This window comes from Bradyrhizobium sp. USDA 327 (assembly GCF_041262065.1).
Lineage (GTDB): Bacteria > Pseudomonadota > Alphaproteobacteria > Rhizobiales > Xanthobacteraceae > Bradyrhizobium > Bradyrhizobium liaoningense.
In genome coordinates this window covers 7,231,851-7,251,320 of sequence record NZ_JBGCCW010000001.1, presented here as the reverse complement: position 1 = coordinate 7,251,320, position 19,470 = coordinate 7,231,851, and the positions used below count along the sequence as shown (strand labels likewise).

The following is a 19,470-nucleotide window of genomic DNA, read 5'->3' as shown; positions in this document are numbered from 1 at the left end:
CGGTGGCAGAAAGCGCCCGCCAGGCAGACAACGCTATGACCACATTGAAACCTTCCTCTGCATCCAAGGCGTCCGATATCGAGGCGCGCTGCGCCGCCACGGGCATGCGCATGACCGAGCAGCGCCGTGTCATCGCCCGCGTGCTCGCGGAGGCTGCCGATCATCCCGATGTCGAGGAGCTCTACCGGCGCTGCGTCGCGGTCGACGACAAGATCTCGATCTCGACGGTCTATCGCACCGTGAAACTGTTCGAGGATGCCGGCATCATCGAGCGCCACGATTTCCGCGAGGGCCGCGCGCGCTACGAGCAGATGCGCGACAGCCATCACGACCATCTCATCAATCTGCGCGACGGCAAGGTGATCGAGTTCACCTCCGAGGAGATCGAGAAGCTCCAGGCGGAGATCGCCCGCAAGCTCGGCTACCGTCTGGTCGACCACCGGCTCGAGCTCTATTGCGTCCCGCTCGACGACGACAAGCCGACGAATTGATGAACAAATTTTGCGACGGCCTCTCTTCACCTCCCCCCGTCGGGGAGAGGTCAATTTGCGAAGCAAATCGGGTGAGGGGCCTCGGGTCCCACGAGAGAGCTGTCCCCCTCACCCGGCGCTTCGCGCCGACCTCTCCCGCTGGGAGAGGTGGCACCGCGCGCCCTGCGCCAGAGTGCCATAACCAAGTTACACACTGAATGCCCATCGACCTCATCATCTTCGACTGCGACGGCGTGCTCGTGGACAGCGAGGTGATCTCCTGTCGCGCGCATGCCGACGTGCTGACGCGGCACGGCTATCCGATCACGTCGGATCAGGTGTTCGCGCGCTTCCTTGGCCGCTCGACGCGGCAGGCCAATCTCGAAATCGAATCCGAGCTCGGCCGCAGGCTCCCCGAGGCCTATCATGGCGACTTGCAGGATGAACTGTTCCGATCGTTCGAGGCGGACCTGGAAGCGATCCGCGGCATCCAGGATGTGCTCGATGTCGTCACTCAGCGCGTCTGCGTCGCCTCGAGCGGCTCGCATCAGCGCATGCGCGTGAGCCTGGGAAGCACCGGGCTCTACGAGCGCCTGGCACCGAACATCTTCTCAGCCTCGCAGGTGAAGAACGGCAAGCCGGCACCAGACCTGTTCCTGTTCGCGGCGAACGAGATGGGCGTGCCGCCCGAGCGCTGTGTCGTGATCGAGGACAGCCTGGCCGGCATTGCCGGCGCGCGGGCGGCGGGAATGACCGTGTTCGGCTTTTGCGGCGGCAGCCATTGCGGGGACAGCCATGCCGAGACCCTGCGGCAGGCTGGCGCCGATCTGACCTTTGCCGACATGCACCAGCTCCCGGAGTTGCTCCGGCGGGTCGAGGCGAAGGCCTTGGTGGGCTGATCCTCGTCATATCACCATCATTCCGGGGCACGAGCGATGCGCTTGAACCCGGAATCTCGCGCCAAAACCTCTGGATTCCGGCTTTCGCGACTGCGTCGCGCCCCGGAATGACGCCTGAGGGGCCCCATTCGCTGGATTTTCGCCCCTCCAGCCTATATCTGAGAGCCGTCCTCCACCTCCATTTTCGGGTTCCATGACGCCGCCGCGCAAGCTGCACATCAAATCATATGGCTGCCAGATGAACGTCTACGATGCCCAGCGCATGGTGGATACGCTGGCACCGGAAGGATTCGTGGAGACGGCCAGCGCAGAAGACGCCGACCTCGTCATCCTCAACACCTGCCATATACGCGAGAAGGCCTCGGAAAAGGTCTATTCCGAGCTCGGCCGGCTGCGCGTGGCCAAGGACGAGGCCGCGCGTGGGGGCCGCACGATGCAGATCGCGGTCGCGGGCTGCGTGGCGCAGGCGGAGGGCGAGGAGATCGTGCGTCGCGCGCCTGTCGTCGACGTCGTGGTCGGCCCGCAAAGCTATCATCACCTGCCGGAGCTCTTGAAACGTGCCGGCGACGAAGGCCGCGCGATCGAGACCGAGTTTCCCGCAGCCGACAAGTTCGGATTCCTGGCCCAGCCCAAGCCCGATGCGATCCGCGCGCGCGGCATTTCCGCGTTCGTCACGGTGCAGGAAGGCTGCGACAAGTTCTGCACCTTCTGCGTCGTGCCGTACACGCGCGGCGCCGAAGTCTCACGCCCGGTATCGAAGATCGTCGATGACGTGAAGCGGCTCGCCGACAACGGCGTGCGCGAGCTCACGCTGATCGGGCAGAACGTCAACGCCTATCACGGCAACGGACCGGACGGGACGAGCTGGCCGCTCGGCCGGCTGCTCGAGCATCTGGCGAAGATTCCCGGCATCGCGCGGCTGCGCTATTCGACCAGCCATCCGCGCGATGTCGATGACAGCTTGATTGCAGCCCATCGCGATCTCGGTGCCCTGATGCCGTTCGTGCACCTGCCGGTGCAATCGGGCTCGGACCGGATTCTGGCGGCCATGAACCGGAAACATACCGCCGATGATTACCGCCGAGTCATCGACCGTTTCCGTACCGCGCGCCAAGACATTGCTTTTTCATCAGATTTCATCGTCGGCTTCCCGGGCGAGAGCGAGCAAGATTTTCTCGCCACCCTCGCGCTTGTCACGCAAATCGGTTACGCTGCGGCTTATTCGTTCAAATACTCCGCCCGGCCGGGAACGCCGGCCGCGGATATGCAGGAGACGGTGTCCCCCGCCGAGATGGACCAGCGATTGGAGCGGCTCCAGGAACTGATCGACAGCCAGCAATCGGCCTTCAACAAGGCCGCGATTGGCTCAACGGTCGATGTGCTGTTCGAGCGTCCAGCGCGCAAGGAGGGCCAGATCGTCGGCCGCACCGCCTACCTCCAGCCCGCCCATGTGATGGCCTCACCCGACATCATCGGACAAATCCTGCCGGTCCGCATCGACAGCCTCGAACGCTACAGCTTTCTCGGCGAGCTCGTGACGCCGCGCAACGCGCGCGAGCCCGCTTTATCGCAAGCCATTGGAGCCTGAACCCTTGCCCAAAAGCGCATCGGATTCGTCTTCGTTCGCTCCCAGCCGCAAATTTGACCGCGACATGCAAGTTCCGCCCGAGACCCAGGTCGTCATCGACTTCGACGACAACCGCGCCGCTTCCGCGCTGGTCGGCCCCTACGGCCAGCACCTGGCGCAGATCGAGCGGCGGCTCGGCGTGGTCGTCGATTCCAAGGGCAACCACATCACCATCGGCGGCAGCCGCGACGGCTGCGACGCCGCGCGGCGCGTGCTGGAGATGCTCTACACGCAAGCCGTGAAGGGACAGGATCTCGACCAGGGCGAGGTCGAAGGCGCGATCCGCGCCGTGATCGCGCAGGGCTCGCTGTTCGAGTTCGACGCCAAGTCGGCCAAATCAACCTTCGACAGCATCAACTTACGCAAGCGCCCGGTGCGCGCGCGCACGGCCGCACAGGACTCCTACATCCGCGCGCTGAAGCGACACGAGCTGGTGTTCGGCGTCGGCCCCGCCGGCACCGGCAAGACCTGGCTCGCCGTCGCCCATGCCGCCCAGCTGTTCGAGCGCAAGGAGGTCGATCGCATCATCCTGTCGCGCCCGGCGGTGGAAGCCGGCGAGCGACTCGGCTTCCTGCCCGGCGATCTCCGCGAGAAGGTCGATCCTTATCTGCGGCCGATCTACGATGCGCTCTACGACCTCATGGATGCGCGCATCGTCGAGCGTGCGCTCCAGACCGGCGAGATCGAGATCGCGCCGCTCGCCTTCATGCGCGGCCGCACGCTCACCAACGCCGCCATCATCCTGGACGAGGCCCAGAACACCACATCTATGCAGATGAAGATGTTCCTGACGCGTCTCGGCGAGAACAGCCGCATGATCGTGACGGGCGATCCCTCGCAGATCGACCTGCCGAACGGCCAGACCTCGGGCCTGGCCGAGGCGACCCGCCTCTTGAACGGCGTCGAAGGAATTGCCCAGGTTCATTTCAAGGCCGAGGACGTGATCCGCCACGAACTCGTGGCGCGGATCGTCTCCGCCTACGAAGGTTCGCCGCAGCGGCCGGCCACCGGTCAATCCTGACGAGGCAACATTGGACCCCAGAGGCGCGAGCACGGCGCCTTTTCGTCCCAGACAACACAATGTCCCATTCCAACCTGCCCATGACCGAGGTCCTCGTCGTCGCCGATTGCTGGCAGCGCGAGCCTGATTCCGAAGCCGTGATCCAGCGCGCGGTGGCTGCCGCCGCCGAGAGCGTCGACGAAGACGTTGCCGACGCGGAAGTGGCTGTGATGCTGACCGACGACGCCGGCATCCGCACGCTCAACAGCAACTGGCGCGGCATCGACAAGCCGACCAACGTGCTGTCGTTTCCCGCGCTCCAGCCGGAGGGCGGGTGGAAGCCGGGCGATGCGCCGCGCATGCTCGGCGACATCGCGATCGCCTACGAGACCATGCGGCGCGAGGCGGACGAGGAACACAAGCCGTTCGAGCACCATTTGAGCCACCTCGCCGTGCACGGCTTCCTGCATCTGATCGGCTACGATCACGAGAACGACGACGACGCCGAGGAGATGGAAGCGCTGGAGACGCAGATCCTGGCGCATCTCGGCATCCCCGCCCCCTATGCCGACCGCGCCGGGGCGCACTGAGATGCCGGATTCCGATCCGATCCAGGACAACCCGCGCAACACGCGCAATCTGCCTGCCGTCGTGGCCCATGGCGAGGTGATGCGTCCGGCCGCCGAAGGCTGGCTCGTGCGCGCCATCCGAACGCTGTTCGGCTGGAAGGCGGGGTCGGTCCGCGACGACCTCCAGGTCGTGCTCGATGCATCGACGCCCGACGACACCGGCTTCTCCGCGGTCGAACGCACCATGCTGCGCAACATTCTCGGCCTGCACGAGCGCCGTATCGCCGACGTCATGGTGCATCGCGCCGACATCATCGCAGTGAAGCGCGACATCCCGCTCGGGGAATTGATGGACCGGTTCGAGAGCGCCGGCCATTCCCGCCTCGTCGTCTTCAACGAGACGCTCGACGATCCCGTCGGCATCGTCCACATCCGCGACCTGCTCGCCTTCATGACCGCCCGCGCCCGCGTATCGGAAGCCACCAAGACCAAGCGCAAGAAGCCGCTGCCGGCCGGGCTCGACCTGCGCGCCGTCGATCTCGCGCTGCCGCTTCATGATGCGCACATCATCCGCAAGCTGCTCTACGTGCCGCCGTCGATGCGGGCGATCGACCTGCTCGCGCAGATGCAGGCCACGCGCATCCATCTGGCGCTGGTGGTCGACGAATATGGCGGCAGCGACGGCTTGGTTTCGATCGAGGACATCGTCGAGCAGATCGTCGGCGAAATCGACGACGAGCACGACAGCGACGAGCCACCCTCGATCGTGCGCCTGCCCGACAACGCCTTCATCGCCGACGCCCGCGCCAGCCTCGACGACGTCCGCTCGGTGATCGGCGAGGATTTCGTCACGGGCGAAGCCGGCGAGGAGGTGGCGACGCTGGGCGGCTATCTCGTCAGCTTCGTCGGACGCCTGCCGGTGCGCGGCGAAGTGATCTCGGGTCCGGGCACTTACGAGGTCGAGGTGCTCGACGCCGATCCGCGCCGGGTCAAGCGGCTGCGCATCTCGACACGGAAAGAGCGCCCCGCGCCGCGCACCCAGCGCGAGAGCCGGCGCCGCGAGGCCGCGCCGGAGAGCGGACAGCCATCGGCCAGCGACACGCCCACGCCGCCACCGAGCGACGGGACCGGCCCGCAGTGAGTCCACTACAGCGACTCCGGCAGATTGCGCTTGCCATCATTCTCACCTGGGGATGGAAGCGCGCCGTCATCGCCATGGCGGCCGGGGCGCTGTCGGTGCTGGCGCTGGCGCCGTTCAACCTCTTCCCGGTGCTGTTCGTCACCTTCCCGGTGCTGGTCTGGCTGATCGACGGCGCCGGCGGCGGCCGCTATGGCGGCGTCCCCGCCGCCGCGTTGACCGGCTACTGGTTCGGGCTCGGCTATTTCGTGCCCGGCCTCTACTGGATCGGATACGCCTTCTTCGTCGACGCCGACGTGTTCGCCTGGCTGACGCCGTTCGCCGTGCTCGGCCTGCCGGCCTATCTGTCGATCTTCACGGCGATGGGCTTTGCGCTGGCGCGCCTGCTCTGGACCAAGAACGCCACGCGCGTGCTGGCGCTCGCAGCGAGCCTCACCATGAGCGAATGGCTGCGCGGTCACGCACTGACAGGCTTTCCCTGGAACGCGTTCGGCTACGCGCTGTCCGAGCCGCTGCCGCTCGCACAGACGGCGTCGCTGATCGGCCTGTGGGGCATGACGTTCCTGACGGTTGCGATCTTCGCAAGCCCAGCGACGCTGATCGACCGCACGCCCGATCGCCGCCTGCCGTGGCGCGTGCCGGCGGCCGCCGTCGCGCTTCTGGTCGTCATGAGCGTCTTCGGCGCAATCCGCCTGTCGCTGCATCCAACCACGATGGTATCAGGCGCCAAGCTGCGCCTGATGCAGCCGAACCTCCAGCAGGACGCAAAATTCAACTACGCCGCGAAGGCGGAGGTGATGAAGAAGTACCTCGCGCTGTCGGACCGCGCCTCCGGCCCGCAATCGACCGGCGTGCGCGATGCCACCATCCTGATCTGGCCGGAATCCGCCTTTCCGTTCTTCCTGACCCGCGAAGCCGACGCGATGGCGCAAATCGCCGACCTGCTGCCCAAGGGTACCGTGCTGATCACGGGGTCGGTCCGCGCGCCCGACCTGCCGCGGGGCACGCCGATCACGCGCGCCTATAACTCGATTTACGTGATCGATCACGACGGCAGCGTGCTCGCTGTGTATGACAAGGTGCATTTGGTACCGTTCGGAGAATTTCTCCCCTACCAGGCGTTGATGGAGAAGCTCGGTTTCGAACAGCTGACGCGTGTGCGCGGCGGCTTCATCGCCGGCAGCGTGCGGCATGCGCTACCGGTCCCCGGCGTACAGCCGGCGCTGCCGCTGATCTGCTACGAAGCCATCTTTCCCGGCGAAGTGGCTGGACGCAACGAACGTCCCGGCTGGATCGTGAACCTCACCAACGACGGCTGGTTCGGCATCTCGACCGGCCCCTATCAGCATCTGGAGCAGTCGCGGATGCGCGCGATCGAGCTCGGATTGCCGCTGGCCCGCTCTGCCAATACCGGCATCTCCGCAGTGATCGATCCGGTTGGACGCACGGTCGCGAGCCTCGGCCTCGGCCTCGAAGGCATTTTGGATGCAAACCTGCCGGCCGCAATCCCGCCGACCGTCTATGCACGGGTGGGTGATGCGCCCGCGGCCATGCTCGTCGCAGTGGCTGTGCTCCTGGCGGTCCGCCGACGTGTCGCCAAGCGTCAGCCCTGATGACGCCGCCGCCGAGGCGGCCGGAATCCTTTGACAACCGTAGTCCCACGGTTGACAGACTGCACGCGGGCTCCCCATTCTGCACCGGCTGCGAAAGACAGAGGTGCGTTGCTAAATTTCTCCGCAATGTTTCCCAATAACAGTGTTTGGTTTTGACGATGCTGCACCCGAGGCATGCTTGATGATTGCGCCGAAGGTGATGTTTGGAGGGCTGAGGAAATGTCGAAAGCGCCCAACCCTGTTGACAAATATGTCGGCAGTCGCGTGCGCATGCGCCGCATCATGTTGGGCATGAGCCAGGAGAAGCTCGGTGAAGCTTTGGGCCTGACTTTCCAGCAGGTCCAGAAATACGAGAAGGGCACCAACCGGGTCGGCGCGAGCCGCATCCAGCAGATCGCCGAGATTCTCCAGGTGCCGGTGTCATTCCTGTTCGAAGGCGGCCCGAGCGGCGTGCCGGGTCCGGACGGCTTTAGCGAAGGCGCCTCGCCCTCTTACGTCTCGGACTTTCTCGCGACCTCCGAAGGGCTCGCCTTGACCAAGGCGTTCACGCGAATCACCGACTCGAAGATGCGCCGCTCCATCGTCGATCTCGTCGAGCAGATTGCGGCTCGCGAAGGCCCCGACAAGCGCTAAGCGCCATCTCGATGGCGATTTGAGACCGCGTCAAATCTGGCCTATGTCGTCATTTAGGACCGCGCTTTGATGCGCGTCCGCTTCGATGATGCGATTCAAAGGCACAGATGCGCTCATGACCGGATCCAATTGGTTCGATTCCCAAACCATCCTCGATGGCATCCGCCGCTGGGTGGAAATCGAGACGCCGACCGAAGCGCCTGAACAGGTGAACACGCTGGTCTCGTTGGTCGCGGAGCAATATCGCGACCTGCCGGTCACGCTCGAGCGCGTCGCCGGCGTGGGTGGCTGCGGCGATCATCTCGTGGCGCGCACGAATTGGGGTCAGGATCGACCGGGCATCCTGGTGCTGAGCCACCTCGATACCGTTCATCCCATCGGATTCATCGAGCGCCTGCCGTTCAAGGTCGAAGGCGACGTCGCGTTCGGCCCCGGCATCTACGACATGAAGGGCGGTGCCTACATCGCCCATCACGCCTTTCGCGCGCTTTGCGCGACGGCCGATCGCTCACCGCTCGGCATCACGCACCTGTTCACCTCCGACGAGGAGATCGGCAGCCCGACGTCGCGTGCGCTGATTGAGAAGGAAGGGCGCAAGGCCAAATACGTGCTGGTGACCGAGCCGGCGCGCGACGGCGGCAAGATCGTCACCGGACGCAAGGGCGTCGGACGCTTCCAGGTGTTCATCAAGGGTGTGCCCGCGCATGCCGGCTCCCGGCCCGAAGACGGCCGCAGCGCCGTCCGCGAGCTCGGCAATATCATCCTGACGCTGGAAGGAATGAACGATCTGGCGCGCGGCGTCACCGTCAATGTCGGAGTGGTGCGCGGAGGCACGCGCCCCAACGTGACTCCTGAAGAGGCTTATGCCGAAGTCGATCTGCGCGTGCTGAGCCTGAAGGACGCAGACGAGTTCGTCGGAAAGATTCTCGGGCTGACGTCGAAGACGGAGGGCGTCACCGTCACGGTCACCGGCGAGCTCAATCGTCCGCCTTACGAGAAGAGCAATGCGGGTGCCTCGCTGTACGAGCATGCGAGGGCGCTCGCCACGGAGATCGGCTTCGAGCTGATCGACACGCATACAGGCGGCGGCTCGGACGGCAATTTCACCGCCGCGTACACCGCGACGCTCGACGGGCTCGGCGTCGACGGCAAGGGCGCGCACACCCATTATGAGCAGCTCTATGTCTCGTCGCTCGCGCCGCGCGCGCGGCTGCTCCATCGCCTGTATCAGACGCTAAGATGAGCGAACGCAAATCAGACCCCGATCGCGACGACAGCGAGCGCGCCTTCTTCGGGCGCCGCAAGGGCCACAAGCTCAGGCAACACCAGGCCGGGCTGATCGAGCAGCTGCTGCCGCATCTTGCCCTCGACATCGAGGGTGAGGCGCCGGCGGATGCCCGTGCGATCTTCGCTCCCGCAGCCGAAGAGGTCAGGCTCGAGATCGGCTTCGGCGGCGGCGAGCATCTCGCGGCCGAGGCCCAGAACTTTCCCGCCACGGGCTTCATCGGCTGCGAGCCCTATGTCAACGGCATGGCGAAAATCCTCGCGCAGATCGAGGCCGCCAACATCGGCAACATCCGCCTGTTCGCGGGCGATGCCGCCGAGCTCCTGGCCTGGTTGCCAAAGGATTCGCTGTCGCGGATCGACCTGATCCACCCCGATCCCTGGCCGAAGCGGCGACACTGGAAGCGGCGCTTCGTCCAGGACCGGACGATCGCCGCGATGGCGCGCGTGCTCAGAAGCGGCGGCGAGTTCCGCTTCGTCTGCGACATCGACGATTACTGCGCCTGGACGCTGTCGCATCTTGCGCGCTCGCAGGACTTCGTCTGGCTCGCCGAACGCGCCGATGATTTCCGCCAGCCGTGGCCGGGCTACACCATGACGCGCTACGGCCGAAAGGCCGCGCGGGAAGGACGCAAGGCGGCTTATCTGCGGTTCAGGCGGGTGTGAATTTTTTCACGCGATACATCCGCAGTCGTCATGCCCGGGCTCGTCCCGGGCATCCACGTATTTTCTTTCGGCGGCACGAAGAACGTGGATGGCCGGGACAAGCCCGGCCATGACGACAACGCCTGTTCTTTAAATCGTCCGCCGGTTGCGCCAGAAATTCACGACGCGTTCGGCGGTCGCCGGCATCAGGCGCGTGAAGTTCAGACGCGCGGCCTCGATGTCGGCATCGGCAGGCGTGCGTTGCGGACCGTACCAGAGCAGGATGAGCGCACGCACCGTGGGCCAGCCGAGATTGAGCACGCGGCCCAGGATCAGAAGCGGATCGTAGCGGTCGCCCGCGATCAGGCGGTCGAGAATCGAGAGGCGAACGCCGGACATCGCCGAGAGCGAGGCTATCGATTCCTCGTATTTGTGCGCCTTGGCGAAGCCGAGCAGCGCGCTTTCGCCGAGATGGCCCTCTCGATGCAAGGCGAGCACCGTGCGCTGCGCGCCCGAAAAATCGCGTCGCGGCCCCGGCGGCCGCGCCGCCTCCTCGATCGCCGCCATCGCGCGCTTGATCTCGGCCTTGCGCGCGGGATTGACCACGCTGGAGAGGCGGCGGCGGATGACGTCGAGCGTCCCGTCGAGCAGCTGTTTCAGGTGCTCGCCGGAGAGGTCGTTACGCTGGCCGATCCTGAGGGTCAGCACGCCGTCCTGGGCCGCGCGCTTGATCATCTCGGAATAGCTGCCTGGTGAGAACACCGCGCCGGCATTGCCTGCGGCGCGGCGCACCACGTCGCGATCGCCGCGCTCGATCAGCACGTCGGTGACGACGGGAGACAAGGCTGGGCGCTCCGTCATCGCCAGGAGATGGCCCTGGCCTTTCAGGCGCGCGATCTCGGCAAGAGCCGCGTCGTCGAGCACGGGCGAGCGGCGCAGCACGGGACCGGCCACCATGATCTCGTTTTCGCGCGCGAGTTGATTGACCAGGTGCGGCGGCGCGTTGTTCAGGTGCGAGAAGCGCTCGGCCAGATCGACCCGCGAGGACAGCTCGGCATGCGGGACGAGATCGATCAGGAGATTGTCGAAGAGATCGATCAACTCGGGGCGGAGCTTCTCCGCATCCTGGAAGAACAACTGGGCGATGGCCCGCGCGATCTCGCCGCGTCGCCGCGGATCGCCGCGTTTGACGATATCGTCCAGTCCAGGAATGAGCGACGTGGCAACGGTCATGAAAACGCAACTCGAACGGGGCACGCCGCGGGTGCGCCCTTGGTTCAAGCCGCCCCACGATCGGGGAATTTAGGCCTGCTTGATGAAAGAAGCGTTGCGCAGGGTGCGCCGATCGGCGCAAAAAGGCCCCGTTCCCGCTGTGATGGGCCTTGTCCGGGCGGGCGGAAAGCGCTATATCAGCGCCAATTCATCTTCTCATACGATCCGCGTAGTGAGAGTGGGCCCGCAAGGACCCGCTCTTTTTTATTACCTGAACGCGGCTTGGCGAAAGATGCGGCCCGACGCGCTGTCGGGAAAGTTCCGAAGCGGGCTTTGAAGTCGTAACCAAGCCTTAACCATCGAGCGCCCTGACCCTGGATATGACCGAGCCGAACCCTGGTTCCACGGATGCCGAATTGCTGGCCGAGCCGCGGCTCGTGGTCGAGCCGGGCGTCGCGGCACGGGTGTCCGCGGTGGCTGCTCCCGTGCTCCAGGGCATGGGCTATCGCCTGGTGCGGATCCGCATTTCCGGGGAAGCCGGCTGCACCGTTCAAATCATGGCCGAACGACCGGACGGCTCGATGCAGATCGAGGATTGCGAGGCGATCTCGCGGGCATTGTCGCCCGTGCTCGACATCGCCGATCCCATCGATCGCGCATACCGGCTGGAGATCTCCTCGCCGGGGATCGACCGCCCGCTGGTGCGCCGCTCCGATTTCGAGCGCTATTCCGGGCATCTGGTGAAGATCGAGATGGCGGTCGCGCACGAGGGGCGCAAGCGCTTCCGCGGCACGCTCGGTGCTGTCGAAGGCGATCGCGTGCATCTGCATCGCGACGACGTCAAGGGAAGTGACGAAGCCGACGTTCTCCTGACCATGGAGGATATCGGCGAGGCCCGGCTGGTGCTGACCGACGAGCTGATCGCCGAATCCATGCGCCGCGGCAAGGCCCAGGCGCGCGAGATGCGCCGCAATCTCGGTCTCGAGCCGCCGCAGGCGCCGCACGCGAAAATCAGTGAAAAGATCACCAAGAACACCAAGCCGAAGAAGAAGCCGGCCCCGACCAATACGAAGAAACATCGCCTGGCCGCCGAACGCGCGCGGCGGGGCGAGATCGAGCCTGACCAAGGAGACTAGCCATGGCAGTCAGCGCCAACCGACTTGAATTGCTTCAGATCGCGGACGCCGTTGCACGCGAGAAATCGATCGACCGCGGCATCGTCATCGCCGCGATGGAGGACGCCATCGCCAAGGCGGCGCGGGCCCGTTACGGCAGCGAAACTGACGTTCATGCCGAGATCGACCCGAAAAAGGGCGAGCTGCGGCTGTCGCGCCACATGCTGGTGGTCGACAAGGTCGAAAACCATGCCAACCAGATTTCGCTGGTGGACGCGCAGCGCGCCAATCCCGGTGCCCAGGTCGGCGACACCATCGCCGACACCCTGCCGCCGCTGGAATACGGCCGCATCGCCGCGCAATCGGCCAAGCAGGTGATTGTGCAGAAAGTGCGCGAAGCCGAGCGCGACCGCCAGTACCAGGAATTCAAGGACCGCATCGGCGACATCGTCAACGGCGTCGTCAAGCGCGTCGAATATGGCAGCGTGATCGTCGATCTCGGCCGTGGCGAAGCCATCATCCGCCGCGACGAGATGCTGCCGCGCGAAGTGTTCCGCAACGGCGACCGCGTCCGCGCCTACATCTTCGACGTCCGCCGCGAGACGAGAGGCCCGCAGATCTTCCTCTCCCGCACTCATCCGCAGTTCATGGCAAAACTGTTCGCGCAGGAAGTGCCGGAGATCTATGACGGCATCGTCGAGATCAAGGCGGTGGCCCGCGATCCCGGTTCGCGCGCGAAAATCGGCGTGATTTCCCGCGATTCCTCGGTCGATCCGGTCGGTGCCTGCGTCGGCATGCGCGGCTCGCGCGTGCAGGCCGTGGTGAACGAACTGCAGGGCGAGAAGATCGACATCATTCCCTGGTCGCCCGACATCGCGACCTTCGTGGTCAACGCGCTGGCGCCGGCCGAAGTCTCCAAGGTCGTCATCGACGAGGACCGCGAGCGCATCGAGGTCGTGGTGCCGGACACCAACAACCAGCTCTCGCTGGCGATCGGCCGCCGCGGCCAGAACGTGCGTCTGGCCTCGCAGCTCACCGGCTGGGACATCGACATCCTGACCGAGCAGGAGGAATCGGAGCGCCGCCAGGCCGACTTCGAGAACTCTACTCGCGTCTTCATGGAATCGCTCAACGTCGACGAAGTGGTCGGCCAGCTGCTGGCGTCCGAAGGCTTCACCTCGGTCGAGGAACTCGCGATGGTGGACGTCAAGGAACTCGCCGGCATCGAAGGCTTTGACGAGGAGACCGCGCAAGAGCTCCAGAACCGCGCTCGCGAATATCTGGAGCAGCAGGAAGCCGAGCTCGAGGCCAAGCGCAAGGAGCTCGGCGTCGAGGACGCGGTCAAGGACGTGCCCGGCGTGACCTCGAAGATGCTGGTGAAGTTCGGCGAGAACGACATCAAGACGGTCGACGACCTCGCCGGCTGCGCCACCGACGATCTGGTCGGCTGGACCGAGCGCAAGGAAGGCAGCGAGCCGACCAAGCACGCCGGTGCGCTCGATGGCATCGACATTTCCCGTGACGATGCCGAAGCGATGATCATGCAGGCCCGTGTCAAGGCCGGCTGGATCACCGAGGCCGATCTCGCCAAGCCTGCTGAAGAGGCTGCCGCGACCGAAGACCAGCCGGCGTAAGGGCCAGGGAGGATGTCATCCGGATGCTCGCCAGCACTGACAGCGAACTCGACCATGGGCCGCGGACCGAAAGGTCCGCGACCATGCGCATGTGCGCGGTCAGTCGCGAGGTCCGGCCGATCGACGAGCTGATCCGCTTCGTCGTATCGCCGCAAGGCGAGGTGGGTTCCCGATCTCAAGCGCAAGCTGCCCGGACGCGGCATGTGGATCACCGCCTCACGCAAGGTGGTTGCGGAAGCCGTGCGGCGTCACCAATTTAGCAAGGCCTTCAAGCGCGATCTGCGCATCCCTCAGACGCTTCCCACCGACATCGAGGCGCTCCTGGTTCGGAGCGTTACGGAAGCCCTTGGGATCGCCGCCAAGGCGGGCCAGGTCGTGGCCGGCTTCGGCAAGGTCGAGAGCGCCCTTCGGGAGGGCACTGTCGAGGTCCTGATCCATGCCAGCGACGGGGCCGCGGACGGAATCCGCAAATTGGACATGCTGGCGCGTCAAAATGCCGGAAATCGCGGCGCTGAGCCGCAGATTCCCGTCGTAACTGCTCTGAAATCGATAGAATTGGATTTGGCACTCACCCGGTCAAATGTGATACATGCTGCGCTGCTCGCGGGCCCGGCGAGCAGGTCATTCCTGTCACGTAGCCAGATGCTGGTCCGATACCGGATGGCGGACGATGACAAGACTGCCGAAAAGCACGGCCAGGATTTCTGAGAGACAACGACGACCCAATTGGACGGTGCGGCAACGCACAACACTGATAAATCAGGATTAGGACTGCTGAATGGTTGATACCAAGACCCCTGGCGACAAGAAGCTGAGCGTTCCGAGCAAGACGCTATCGCTCAAGCCGCGCGTCGAAACGGGGACCGTGCGCCAGAGCTTCAGCCATGGCCGCAGCAAGCAGGTCGTGGTCGAGAAGCGCGGCAAGCGCCGCATTGGCGATGGCCCCGAGCCGCACGTGCCTGAGGTGGCCGCAAAGCCGGCGCCGGCGGCGCCCGCCGCGCCGTCGCGCCCGGCTCCGCCCGCCCCGCCTCGCAACGCCGGTTCCGGCGTGGTGTTGCGCACCCTGACCGAGGACGAGCGTTCGGCCCGTGCCAGCGCGCTGGCCGATGCCAAGCTGCGCGAAGTCGAAGAACGCCGCCAGGCCGAGGAAGAGGCCCAGCGCCGCGCCGTCCGCGAGGCCGCCGAACGCGCCGAGCGCGAAGCCGCCGAAGCCCGCCGCAAGGCCGAGGACGAGCGCCATCGCCACGAGGACGAAGCGAAGCGGAAGGCCGAGACCGAAGCCAAGAAGCGTTTTGGCGAAGGCGAGCAGCCGGCGGCCGCGCGTCCCGCAACCGCGGCACCGGCCGCGCCTGCGCCGCGGCCCGGCGCCCCCGCGGCCCGGCCCGGAACCACCACGACCCGCCCGGGAACCACGACGGCGCGTCCAGCAACGACGACCGCGCAGCGTCCGGGTGGACCGGCAGGTCGCGGCCCCGCAGTTGCAGCCGAACCGGACGAGGACGAGGCTCCGCGCCAGATCCGTCGCGGTCCCGGCGGCGCCGCGCGTCCCGCGCCTCCCCCCAAGACCACCCACAAGCCCGGCCCGCAGAAAGAGCGCGGCCGCCTCACCGTGGTCACCGCGCTCAACGCCGACGAGGTGCGCGAGCGCTCTATCGCCTCGTTTCGCCGCCGCACGCAGCGCCTGAAGGGCCATGCCTCGAACGAGCCGAAGGAAAAGCTCATCCGCGAGGTGATCATTCCGGAAGCGATCACCATCCAGGAGCTCGCCAACCGCATGGCCGAGCGCGCGGTCGACGTCATCCGCATGCTGATGAAGCAGGGCGCGATGCACAAGATCACCGACGTGATCGATGCCGACACCGCGCAGCTGATCGCCGAAGAACTGGGCCACTCCGTCAAGCGCGTGGCCGCGTCGGACGTCGAGGAAGGCCTGTTCGACACCGTCGACGATTCCACCGACACCGAGACGCGCTCGCCCGTCGTGACCGTGATGGGTCACGTCGATCACGGCAAGACTTCGCTGCTCGACGCGCTCCGCCACGCCAACGTCGTCTCCGGCGAGGCCGGCGGCATCACCCAGCACATCGGCGCCTATCAGGTGGTGTCGCCCGAAAGCGGCAAGAAGATCACCTTCATCGACACGCCCGGCCACGCCGCGTTCACCGCGATGCGCGCCCGCGGCGCCAAGGTCACAGACATCGTCGTGCTGGTGGTCGCGGCCGATGACGGCGTGATGCCGCAGACGGTCGAAGCCATCAACCACGCCAAGGCGGCGCGGGTGCCGATCATCGTTGCCATCAACAAGATCGACAAGCCCGACGCCAAGCCCGAGCGCGTGCGCACCGAGCTGCTTCAGCACGAGGTGCAGGTGGAATCCTTCGGCGGCGAGGTCGTCGACGTCGAGGTGTCCGCCAAGAACAAGACCAACCTCGACAAGCTGCTCGAAATGATTGCCCTCCAGGCCGAAATCCTCGACCTGAAGACCAATTCGCAGCGTCCGGCCGAGGGCACCGTGATCGAGGCCAAGCTCGATCGCGGCCGTGGTCCGGTCGCGACCGTGCTGGTGCAGCGCGGCACGCTCCGCGTCGGCGACATCATCGTCGCCGGTGCCGAAATGGGCCGTGTCCGCGCCTTGATCTCGGATCAGGGCGAGACGGTGCAGGAGGCCGGTCCCTCGGTACCGGTCGAAGTGCTGGGCTTCAACGGTCCGCCCGAGGCCGGCGATCGTCTCGCGGTGGTCGAGAACGAAGCCCGTGCCCGTCAGGTCACCAGCTACCGTGCGCACCAGAAGCGCGAGAACGCGGCAGCCTCGATCTCCGGCATGCGCGGCTCGCTCGAGCAGATGATGTCGCAATTGAAGACGGCGGGCCGCAAGGAATTCCCGCTGATCGTCAAGGCCGACGTGCAGGGATCGCTGGAAGCCATCCTCGGCTCGCTGGAGAAGCTCGGCACCGACGAAGTCGCAGCCCGCATCCTGCATGCCGGCGTCGGCGGCATCTCGGAATCCGACGTGACGCTCGCGGAAGGCTTCAACGCCGCGATCATCGGCTTCTCGGTCCGAGCCAACAAGGAAGCCGCTGCGGCGGCCAAGCGCAACGGCATCGAGATCCGCTACTACAACATCATCTACGACCTCGTGGACGACGTGAAGAAGGCGATGAGCGGTCTGCTCGCGCCGACCTTGCGCGAAACCATGCTGGGCAATGCCGAGATCCTGGAGATCTTCAACATCTCCAAGGTCGGCAAGGTCGCCGGCTGCCGCGTCACCGACGGCACCGTGGAACGCGGCGCCAATGTGCGCCTGATCCGCGACAACGTCGTGGTGCACGAAGGCAAGCTGTCGACGCTGAAGCGCTTCAAGGACGAAGTGAAGGAAGTCCAGTCGGGCCAGGAATGCGGCATGGCCTTCGAGAGCTATCACGACATGCGCGCCGGTGACGTGATCGAGTGCTATCGCGTGGAGACGATCCAGCGCTCCCTGTAAGTCCAAATCTTACCGAAGCGTTCGGATCTTTTTGAACTGAAATTGCGGGAGTGCGATGGCCGGATTTTTCCGGCCATCCACCCCTCTTCGTTTCAACAGGAAAACGACAATGCCCGTGTCCCAAGCACGGGCATGACGAGGTGATTTTCGAAAATGCCACGCCACCATCAGAAGAAAAGTTCCGCGCCCGGCGGAGGCTCGCAGCGTCAGTTGCGCGTCGGCGAGCAGGTTCGCCACGCGATGGCCGATATTCTGGCGCAAGGCAACGTGCATGATGCGGATCTCGAAGGTCACATCATCACCGTGCCGGAGGTGCGGATGTCGCCCGACCTGAAGCTCGCGACGGTCTATGTGATGCCGCTCGGTGGCCGCGACACCGAGATCGTGATCGCGGCACTCGAGCGCAACAAGAAATTCCTGCGCGGCGAGGTCGCGCGGCGCGTTAACCTGAAATTTGCACCTGACATTCGCTTCCGCGTCGACGAGCGATTCGACGAAGCGGAACGGATCGAGAAGCTTTTGCGAACACCTGCGGTGCAGAAGGACTTGGACAAGGATCTGGAACAGAATCCGGCTTCGGATCGGGAAGAAGAGCAATGACCATGGACCCGGCTCACGGCACGATCGGCGGCAACGATGCCGATCAGCGCGAGGTGCAGAAGAATAATTTCGCGGATCTGGGAGGCGATGCCCGGCCGCATCAGGAGCCGCGCCGCGTCAACAACGATCCACGCGCCAAGCAGCAGAAGGGCAACCAGCCGCGCCGGGACCGCCGTGACGTCCATGGCTGGGTCGTGCTCGACAAGCCGATCGGCATGACCTCGACGCAGGCGGTTGCCGTGCTCAAGCGCCTGTTCAACGCCAAGCGCGCCGGCCACGCCGGTACGCTCGATCCGCTCGCCTCTGGCGGGCTGCCGATCGCACTCGGCGAAGCCACCAAGACCGTTCCCTTCGTGATGGACGGCCGCAAGCGCTACCAGTTCACGGTCTGCTGGGGCGAGGAACGCGACACCGACGACATCGAGGGCCGGGTGACCGCGACGTCCGACCAGCGCCCGACCCGGGAGGCGATCCTGGCTCTCCTGCCCCGCTTCACCGGGGTGATCGAGCAGATCCCGCCGCGCTATTCCGCGATCAAGATCCAGGGCGAGCGCGCCTATGACCTTGCCCGCGATGGCGAGGTCGTGGAACTGGCGCCCCGGCCGGTCGAGATTCACCATTTAACCCTTGTAGATCAACCGGATAAGGACCGAGCCGTATTCGAGGCCGAGTGCGGCAAGGGCACCTATGTCCGCGCCCTGGCCCGCGATATGGGCCGGATTCTCGGCACTTACGGCCATATCTGCGCGCTCAGGCGGACCCTGGTCGGCCCATTTGGCGAAAACGACATGATTCCGCTGGATCAGTTGGAGGCTTTGTGCGATAGAGCCGCGTCCGGCGAGGGCAGCCTCGCCGACGCGCTTTTGCCCGTTGAGACCGCGCTGGACGACATCCCGGCACTGGCCGTCACTCGGGCTGATGCGGCAAGGCTCCATCGGGGCCAGGCCGTTTTGTTGCGCGGACGGGATGCGCCCACTTGTAGCGGCACAGTCTATGTCACGGTGGCAGGCCGGCTTCTCGCGCTTGCTGAAGTCGGCAATGGCGAAATCATCCCCAAGCGTGTGTTCAACCTGACCGGCCTGACTGCCAGCTCCGGTCGCAACGAGAGAAATTGACGATGTCGATTGCCGCAGAACGCAAAGCGGAAGTCATCAAGACGAATGCCACCAAGGCCGGCGACACCGGCTCGCCCGAGGTTCAGGTCGCGATCCTGTCGGAACGCATCAACAACCTCACCAACCATTTCAAGACCCACGTGAAGGACAACCATTCGCGTCGCGGCCTCTTGAAGCTGGTCTCGACCCGCCGCTCGCTCCTCGACTACCTCAAGAAGAAGGACGAGGCGCGGTACAAGGCGCTGCTTGAGAAGCACAATATTCGTCGTTAAGTGTTCCTGCGCGCGCCACTGGCGCGCGTTTTCGTGCGTGGTTTCGAACGAAAGCGCTTCCTTAAAGGTTTTTGATCGAGGCTGCGTGCGCGTCGGATGCGAGTCTTTGAGGATTCGTATCCGGGCATGAAGAGTGAAGACCGCGGTTCGGTGTTCGCGT

At 65.3% G+C, this 19,470-nt stretch carries 17 protein-coding genes and 1 pseudogene; 17 read left to right on the top strand and 1 reads right to left on the bottom strand.

Annotated features, from left to right (window positions below; genetic code table 11):
- The first annotated feature begins 35 nt into the window (after positions 1–35).
- The 10 genes from ABIA42_RS34250 to trmB all read left to right on the top strand — a co-directional run bounded on the left by ABIA42_RS34250 (position 36) and on the right by trmB (position 9,899).
- A complete protein-coding gene (locus ABIA42_RS34250) occupies positions 36–491 on the top strand; it encodes a Fur family transcriptional regulator (RefSeq protein ID WP_028176511.1) in 456 nt (151 codons plus the stop codon).
- A 197-nt stretch (positions 492–688) separates the two neighbouring features.
- The gene (locus tag ABIA42_RS34245) at positions 689–1,369 is read left to right on the top strand and encodes an HAD family hydrolase (protein ID WP_370116875.1); all 681 of its coding nucleotides are present in this window, start codon (positions 689–691) and stop codon (positions 1,367–1,369) included.
- Positions 1,370–1,562: 193 nt separating this feature from the next.
- Positions 1,563–2,957: a tRNA (N6-isopentenyl adenosine(37)-C2)-methylthiotransferase MiaB gene (gene miaB / locus ABIA42_RS34240; RefSeq protein ID WP_370116877.1), complete on the top strand. Its 1,395-nt coding sequence runs from the start codon at positions 1,563–1,565 to the stop codon at positions 2,955–2,957.
- 64 nt (positions 2,958–3,021) lie between these two features.
- Positions 3,022–4,017 (top strand): PhoH family protein, encoded by a 996-nt coding sequence (locus ABIA42_RS34235; protein ID WP_271527915.1) that lies wholly within the window; start codon positions 3,022–3,024, stop codon positions 4,015–4,017.
- Between the two features lie 59 nt (positions 4,018–4,076).
- Positions 4,077–4,586 carry an rRNA maturation RNase YbeY gene (gene ybeY / locus ABIA42_RS34230; protein WP_370116880.1) on the top strand — a complete coding sequence of 170 codons (510 nt, stop codon included), beginning with the start codon at positions 4,077–4,079 and terminating at the stop codon, positions 4,584–4,586.
- A 1-nt stretch (position 4,587) separates the two neighbouring features.
- Positions 4,588–5,706, top strand: a complete 1,119-nt coding sequence (locus ABIA42_RS34225; RefSeq protein ID WP_370116884.1) for a hemolysin family protein — start codon at positions 4,588–4,590, stop codon at positions 5,704–5,706.
- On the top strand, positions 5,703–7,316 hold the full coding sequence (lnt, locus tag ABIA42_RS34220) for an apolipoprotein N-acyltransferase (RefSeq protein WP_370116886.1): 1,614 nt from the start codon (positions 5,703–5,705) through the stop codon (positions 7,314–7,316). The genes ABIA42_RS34225 and lnt overlap by 4 nt, the downstream gene beginning before the upstream one ends.
- Positions 7,317–7,535: 219 nt before the next feature.
- On the top strand, positions 7,536–7,949 hold the full coding sequence (locus ABIA42_RS34215; RefSeq protein WP_007603895.1) for a helix-turn-helix domain-containing protein: 414 nt from the start codon (positions 7,536–7,538) through the stop codon (positions 7,947–7,949).
- 85 nt (positions 7,950–8,034) lie between these two features.
- Positions 8,035–9,192, top strand: a complete 1,158-nt coding sequence (locus ABIA42_RS34210) for a M20 family metallopeptidase (RefSeq protein ID WP_370116889.1) — start codon at positions 8,035–8,037, stop codon at positions 9,190–9,192.
- Entirely contained in the window at positions 9,189–9,899 is a 711-nt protein-coding gene (gene trmB, locus ABIA42_RS34205) for a tRNA (guanosine(46)-N7)-methyltransferase TrmB (RefSeq protein ID WP_370116892.1), read from the top strand. Before ABIA42_RS34210 ends, trmB begins: the two co-directional genes overlap by 4 nt.
- A gap of 129 nt (positions 9,900–10,028) precedes the next feature.
- Here the strand turns inward: trmB and ABIA42_RS34200 are convergent, their stop codons facing one another.
- Positions 10,029–11,111: a DUF2336 domain-containing protein gene (locus ABIA42_RS34200; RefSeq protein WP_370116895.1), complete on the bottom strand. Its 1,083-nt coding sequence runs from the start codon at positions 11,109–11,111 to the stop codon at positions 10,029–10,031.
- A 359-nt stretch (positions 11,112–11,470) separates the two neighbouring features.
- Here ABIA42_RS34200 and rimP point away from each other — a divergent pair, with 359 nt between their 5' ends.
- The 7 genes and pseudogenes from rimP to rpsO all read left to right on the top strand — a co-directional run bounded on the left by rimP (position 11,471) and on the right by rpsO (position 19,310).
- Entirely contained in the window at positions 11,471–12,226 is a 756-nt protein-coding gene (gene rimP / locus ABIA42_RS34195; protein ID WP_370116898.1) for a ribosome maturation factor RimP, read from the top strand.
- Between the two features lie 2 nt (positions 12,227–12,228).
- Positions 12,229–13,839, top strand: a complete 1,611-nt coding sequence (gene nusA, locus ABIA42_RS34190) for a transcription termination factor NusA (protein WP_028176500.1) — start codon at positions 12,229–12,231, stop codon at positions 13,837–13,839.
- Positions 13,840–13,862: 23 nt separating this feature from the next.
- Positions 13,863–14,547, top strand: a pseudogene (locus ABIA42_RS34185) (RNA-binding protein).
- A 70-nt stretch (positions 14,548–14,617) separates the two neighbouring features.
- Positions 14,618–17,323, top strand: a complete 2,706-nt coding sequence (gene infB / locus ABIA42_RS34180; RefSeq protein WP_370116904.1) for a translation initiation factor IF-2 — start codon at positions 14,618–14,620, stop codon at positions 17,321–17,323.
- Between the two features lie 153 nt (positions 17,324–17,476).
- Entirely contained in the window at positions 17,477–17,923 is a 447-nt protein-coding gene (rbfA, locus tag ABIA42_RS34175) for a 30S ribosome-binding factor RbfA (RefSeq protein ID WP_028176497.1), read from the top strand.
- Positions 17,920–19,038, top strand: coding sequence for a tRNA pseudouridine(55) synthase TruB (truB, locus tag ABIA42_RS34170; RefSeq protein ID WP_247799917.1), 1,119 nt, complete (start codon positions 17,920–17,922; stop codon positions 19,036–19,038). The genes rbfA and truB overlap by 4 nt, the downstream gene beginning before the upstream one ends.
- A gap of 2 nt (positions 19,039–19,040) precedes the next feature.
- Positions 19,041–19,310, top strand: coding sequence for a 30S ribosomal protein S15 (rpsO, locus tag ABIA42_RS34165; RefSeq protein ID WP_008540131.1), 270 nt, complete (start codon positions 19,041–19,043; stop codon positions 19,308–19,310).
- Positions 19,311–19,470: the final 160 nt, after the last annotated feature.

Bases quoted from the DNA above. Each gene is read 5' to 3' on its own strand.
- ABIA42_RS34250 (WP_028176511.1), top strand. From the start codon at position 36: ATGACCACATTGAAACCTTCCTCTGCATCCAAGGCGTCCGATATCGAG.
- ABIA42_RS34245 (WP_370116875.1), top strand. From the start codon at position 689: ATGCCCATCGACCTCATCATCTTCGACTGCGACGGCGTGCTCGTGGAC.
- miaB (WP_370116877.1), top strand. From the start codon at position 1,563: ATGACGCCGCCGCGCAAGCTGCACATCAAATCATATGGCTGCCAGATG.
- ABIA42_RS34235 (WP_271527915.1), top strand. From the start codon at position 3,022: ATGCAAGTTCCGCCCGAGACCCAGGTCGTCATCGACTTCGACGACAAC.
- ybeY (WP_370116880.1), top strand. From the start codon at position 4,077: ATGTCCCATTCCAACCTGCCCATGACCGAGGTCCTCGTCGTCGCCGAT.
- ABIA42_RS34225 (WP_370116884.1), top strand. From the start codon at position 4,588: ATGCCGGATTCCGATCCGATCCAGGACAACCCGCGCAACACGCGCAAT.
- ABIA42_RS34215 (WP_007603895.1), top strand. From the start codon at position 7,536: ATGTCGAAAGCGCCCAACCCTGTTGACAAATATGTCGGCAGTCGCGTG.
- ABIA42_RS34210 (WP_370116889.1), top strand. From the start codon at position 8,035: ATGATGCGATTCAAAGGCACAGATGCGCTCATGACCGGATCCAATTGG.
- trmB (WP_370116892.1), top strand. From the start codon at position 9,189: ATGAGCGAACGCAAATCAGACCCCGATCGCGACGACAGCGAGCGCGCC.
- ABIA42_RS34200 (WP_370116895.1), bottom strand. From the start codon at position 11,111: ATGACCGTTGCCACGTCGCTCATTCCTGGACTGGACGATATCGTCAAA.
- rimP (WP_370116898.1), top strand. From the start codon at position 11,471: ATGACCGAGCCGAACCCTGGTTCCACGGATGCCGAATTGCTGGCCGAG.
- nusA (WP_028176500.1), top strand. From the start codon at position 12,229: ATGGCAGTCAGCGCCAACCGACTTGAATTGCTTCAGATCGCGGACGCC.
- infB (WP_370116904.1), top strand. From the start codon at position 14,618: ATGGTTGATACCAAGACCCCTGGCGACAAGAAGCTGAGCGTTCCGAGC.
- rbfA (WP_028176497.1), top strand. From the start codon at position 17,477: ATGCCACGCCACCATCAGAAGAAAAGTTCCGCGCCCGGCGGAGGCTCG.
- truB (WP_247799917.1), top strand. From the start codon at position 17,920: ATGACCATGGACCCGGCTCACGGCACGATCGGCGGCAACGATGCCGAT.
- rpsO (WP_008540131.1), top strand. From the start codon at position 19,041: ATGTCGATTGCCGCAGAACGCAAAGCGGAAGTCATCAAGACGAATGCC.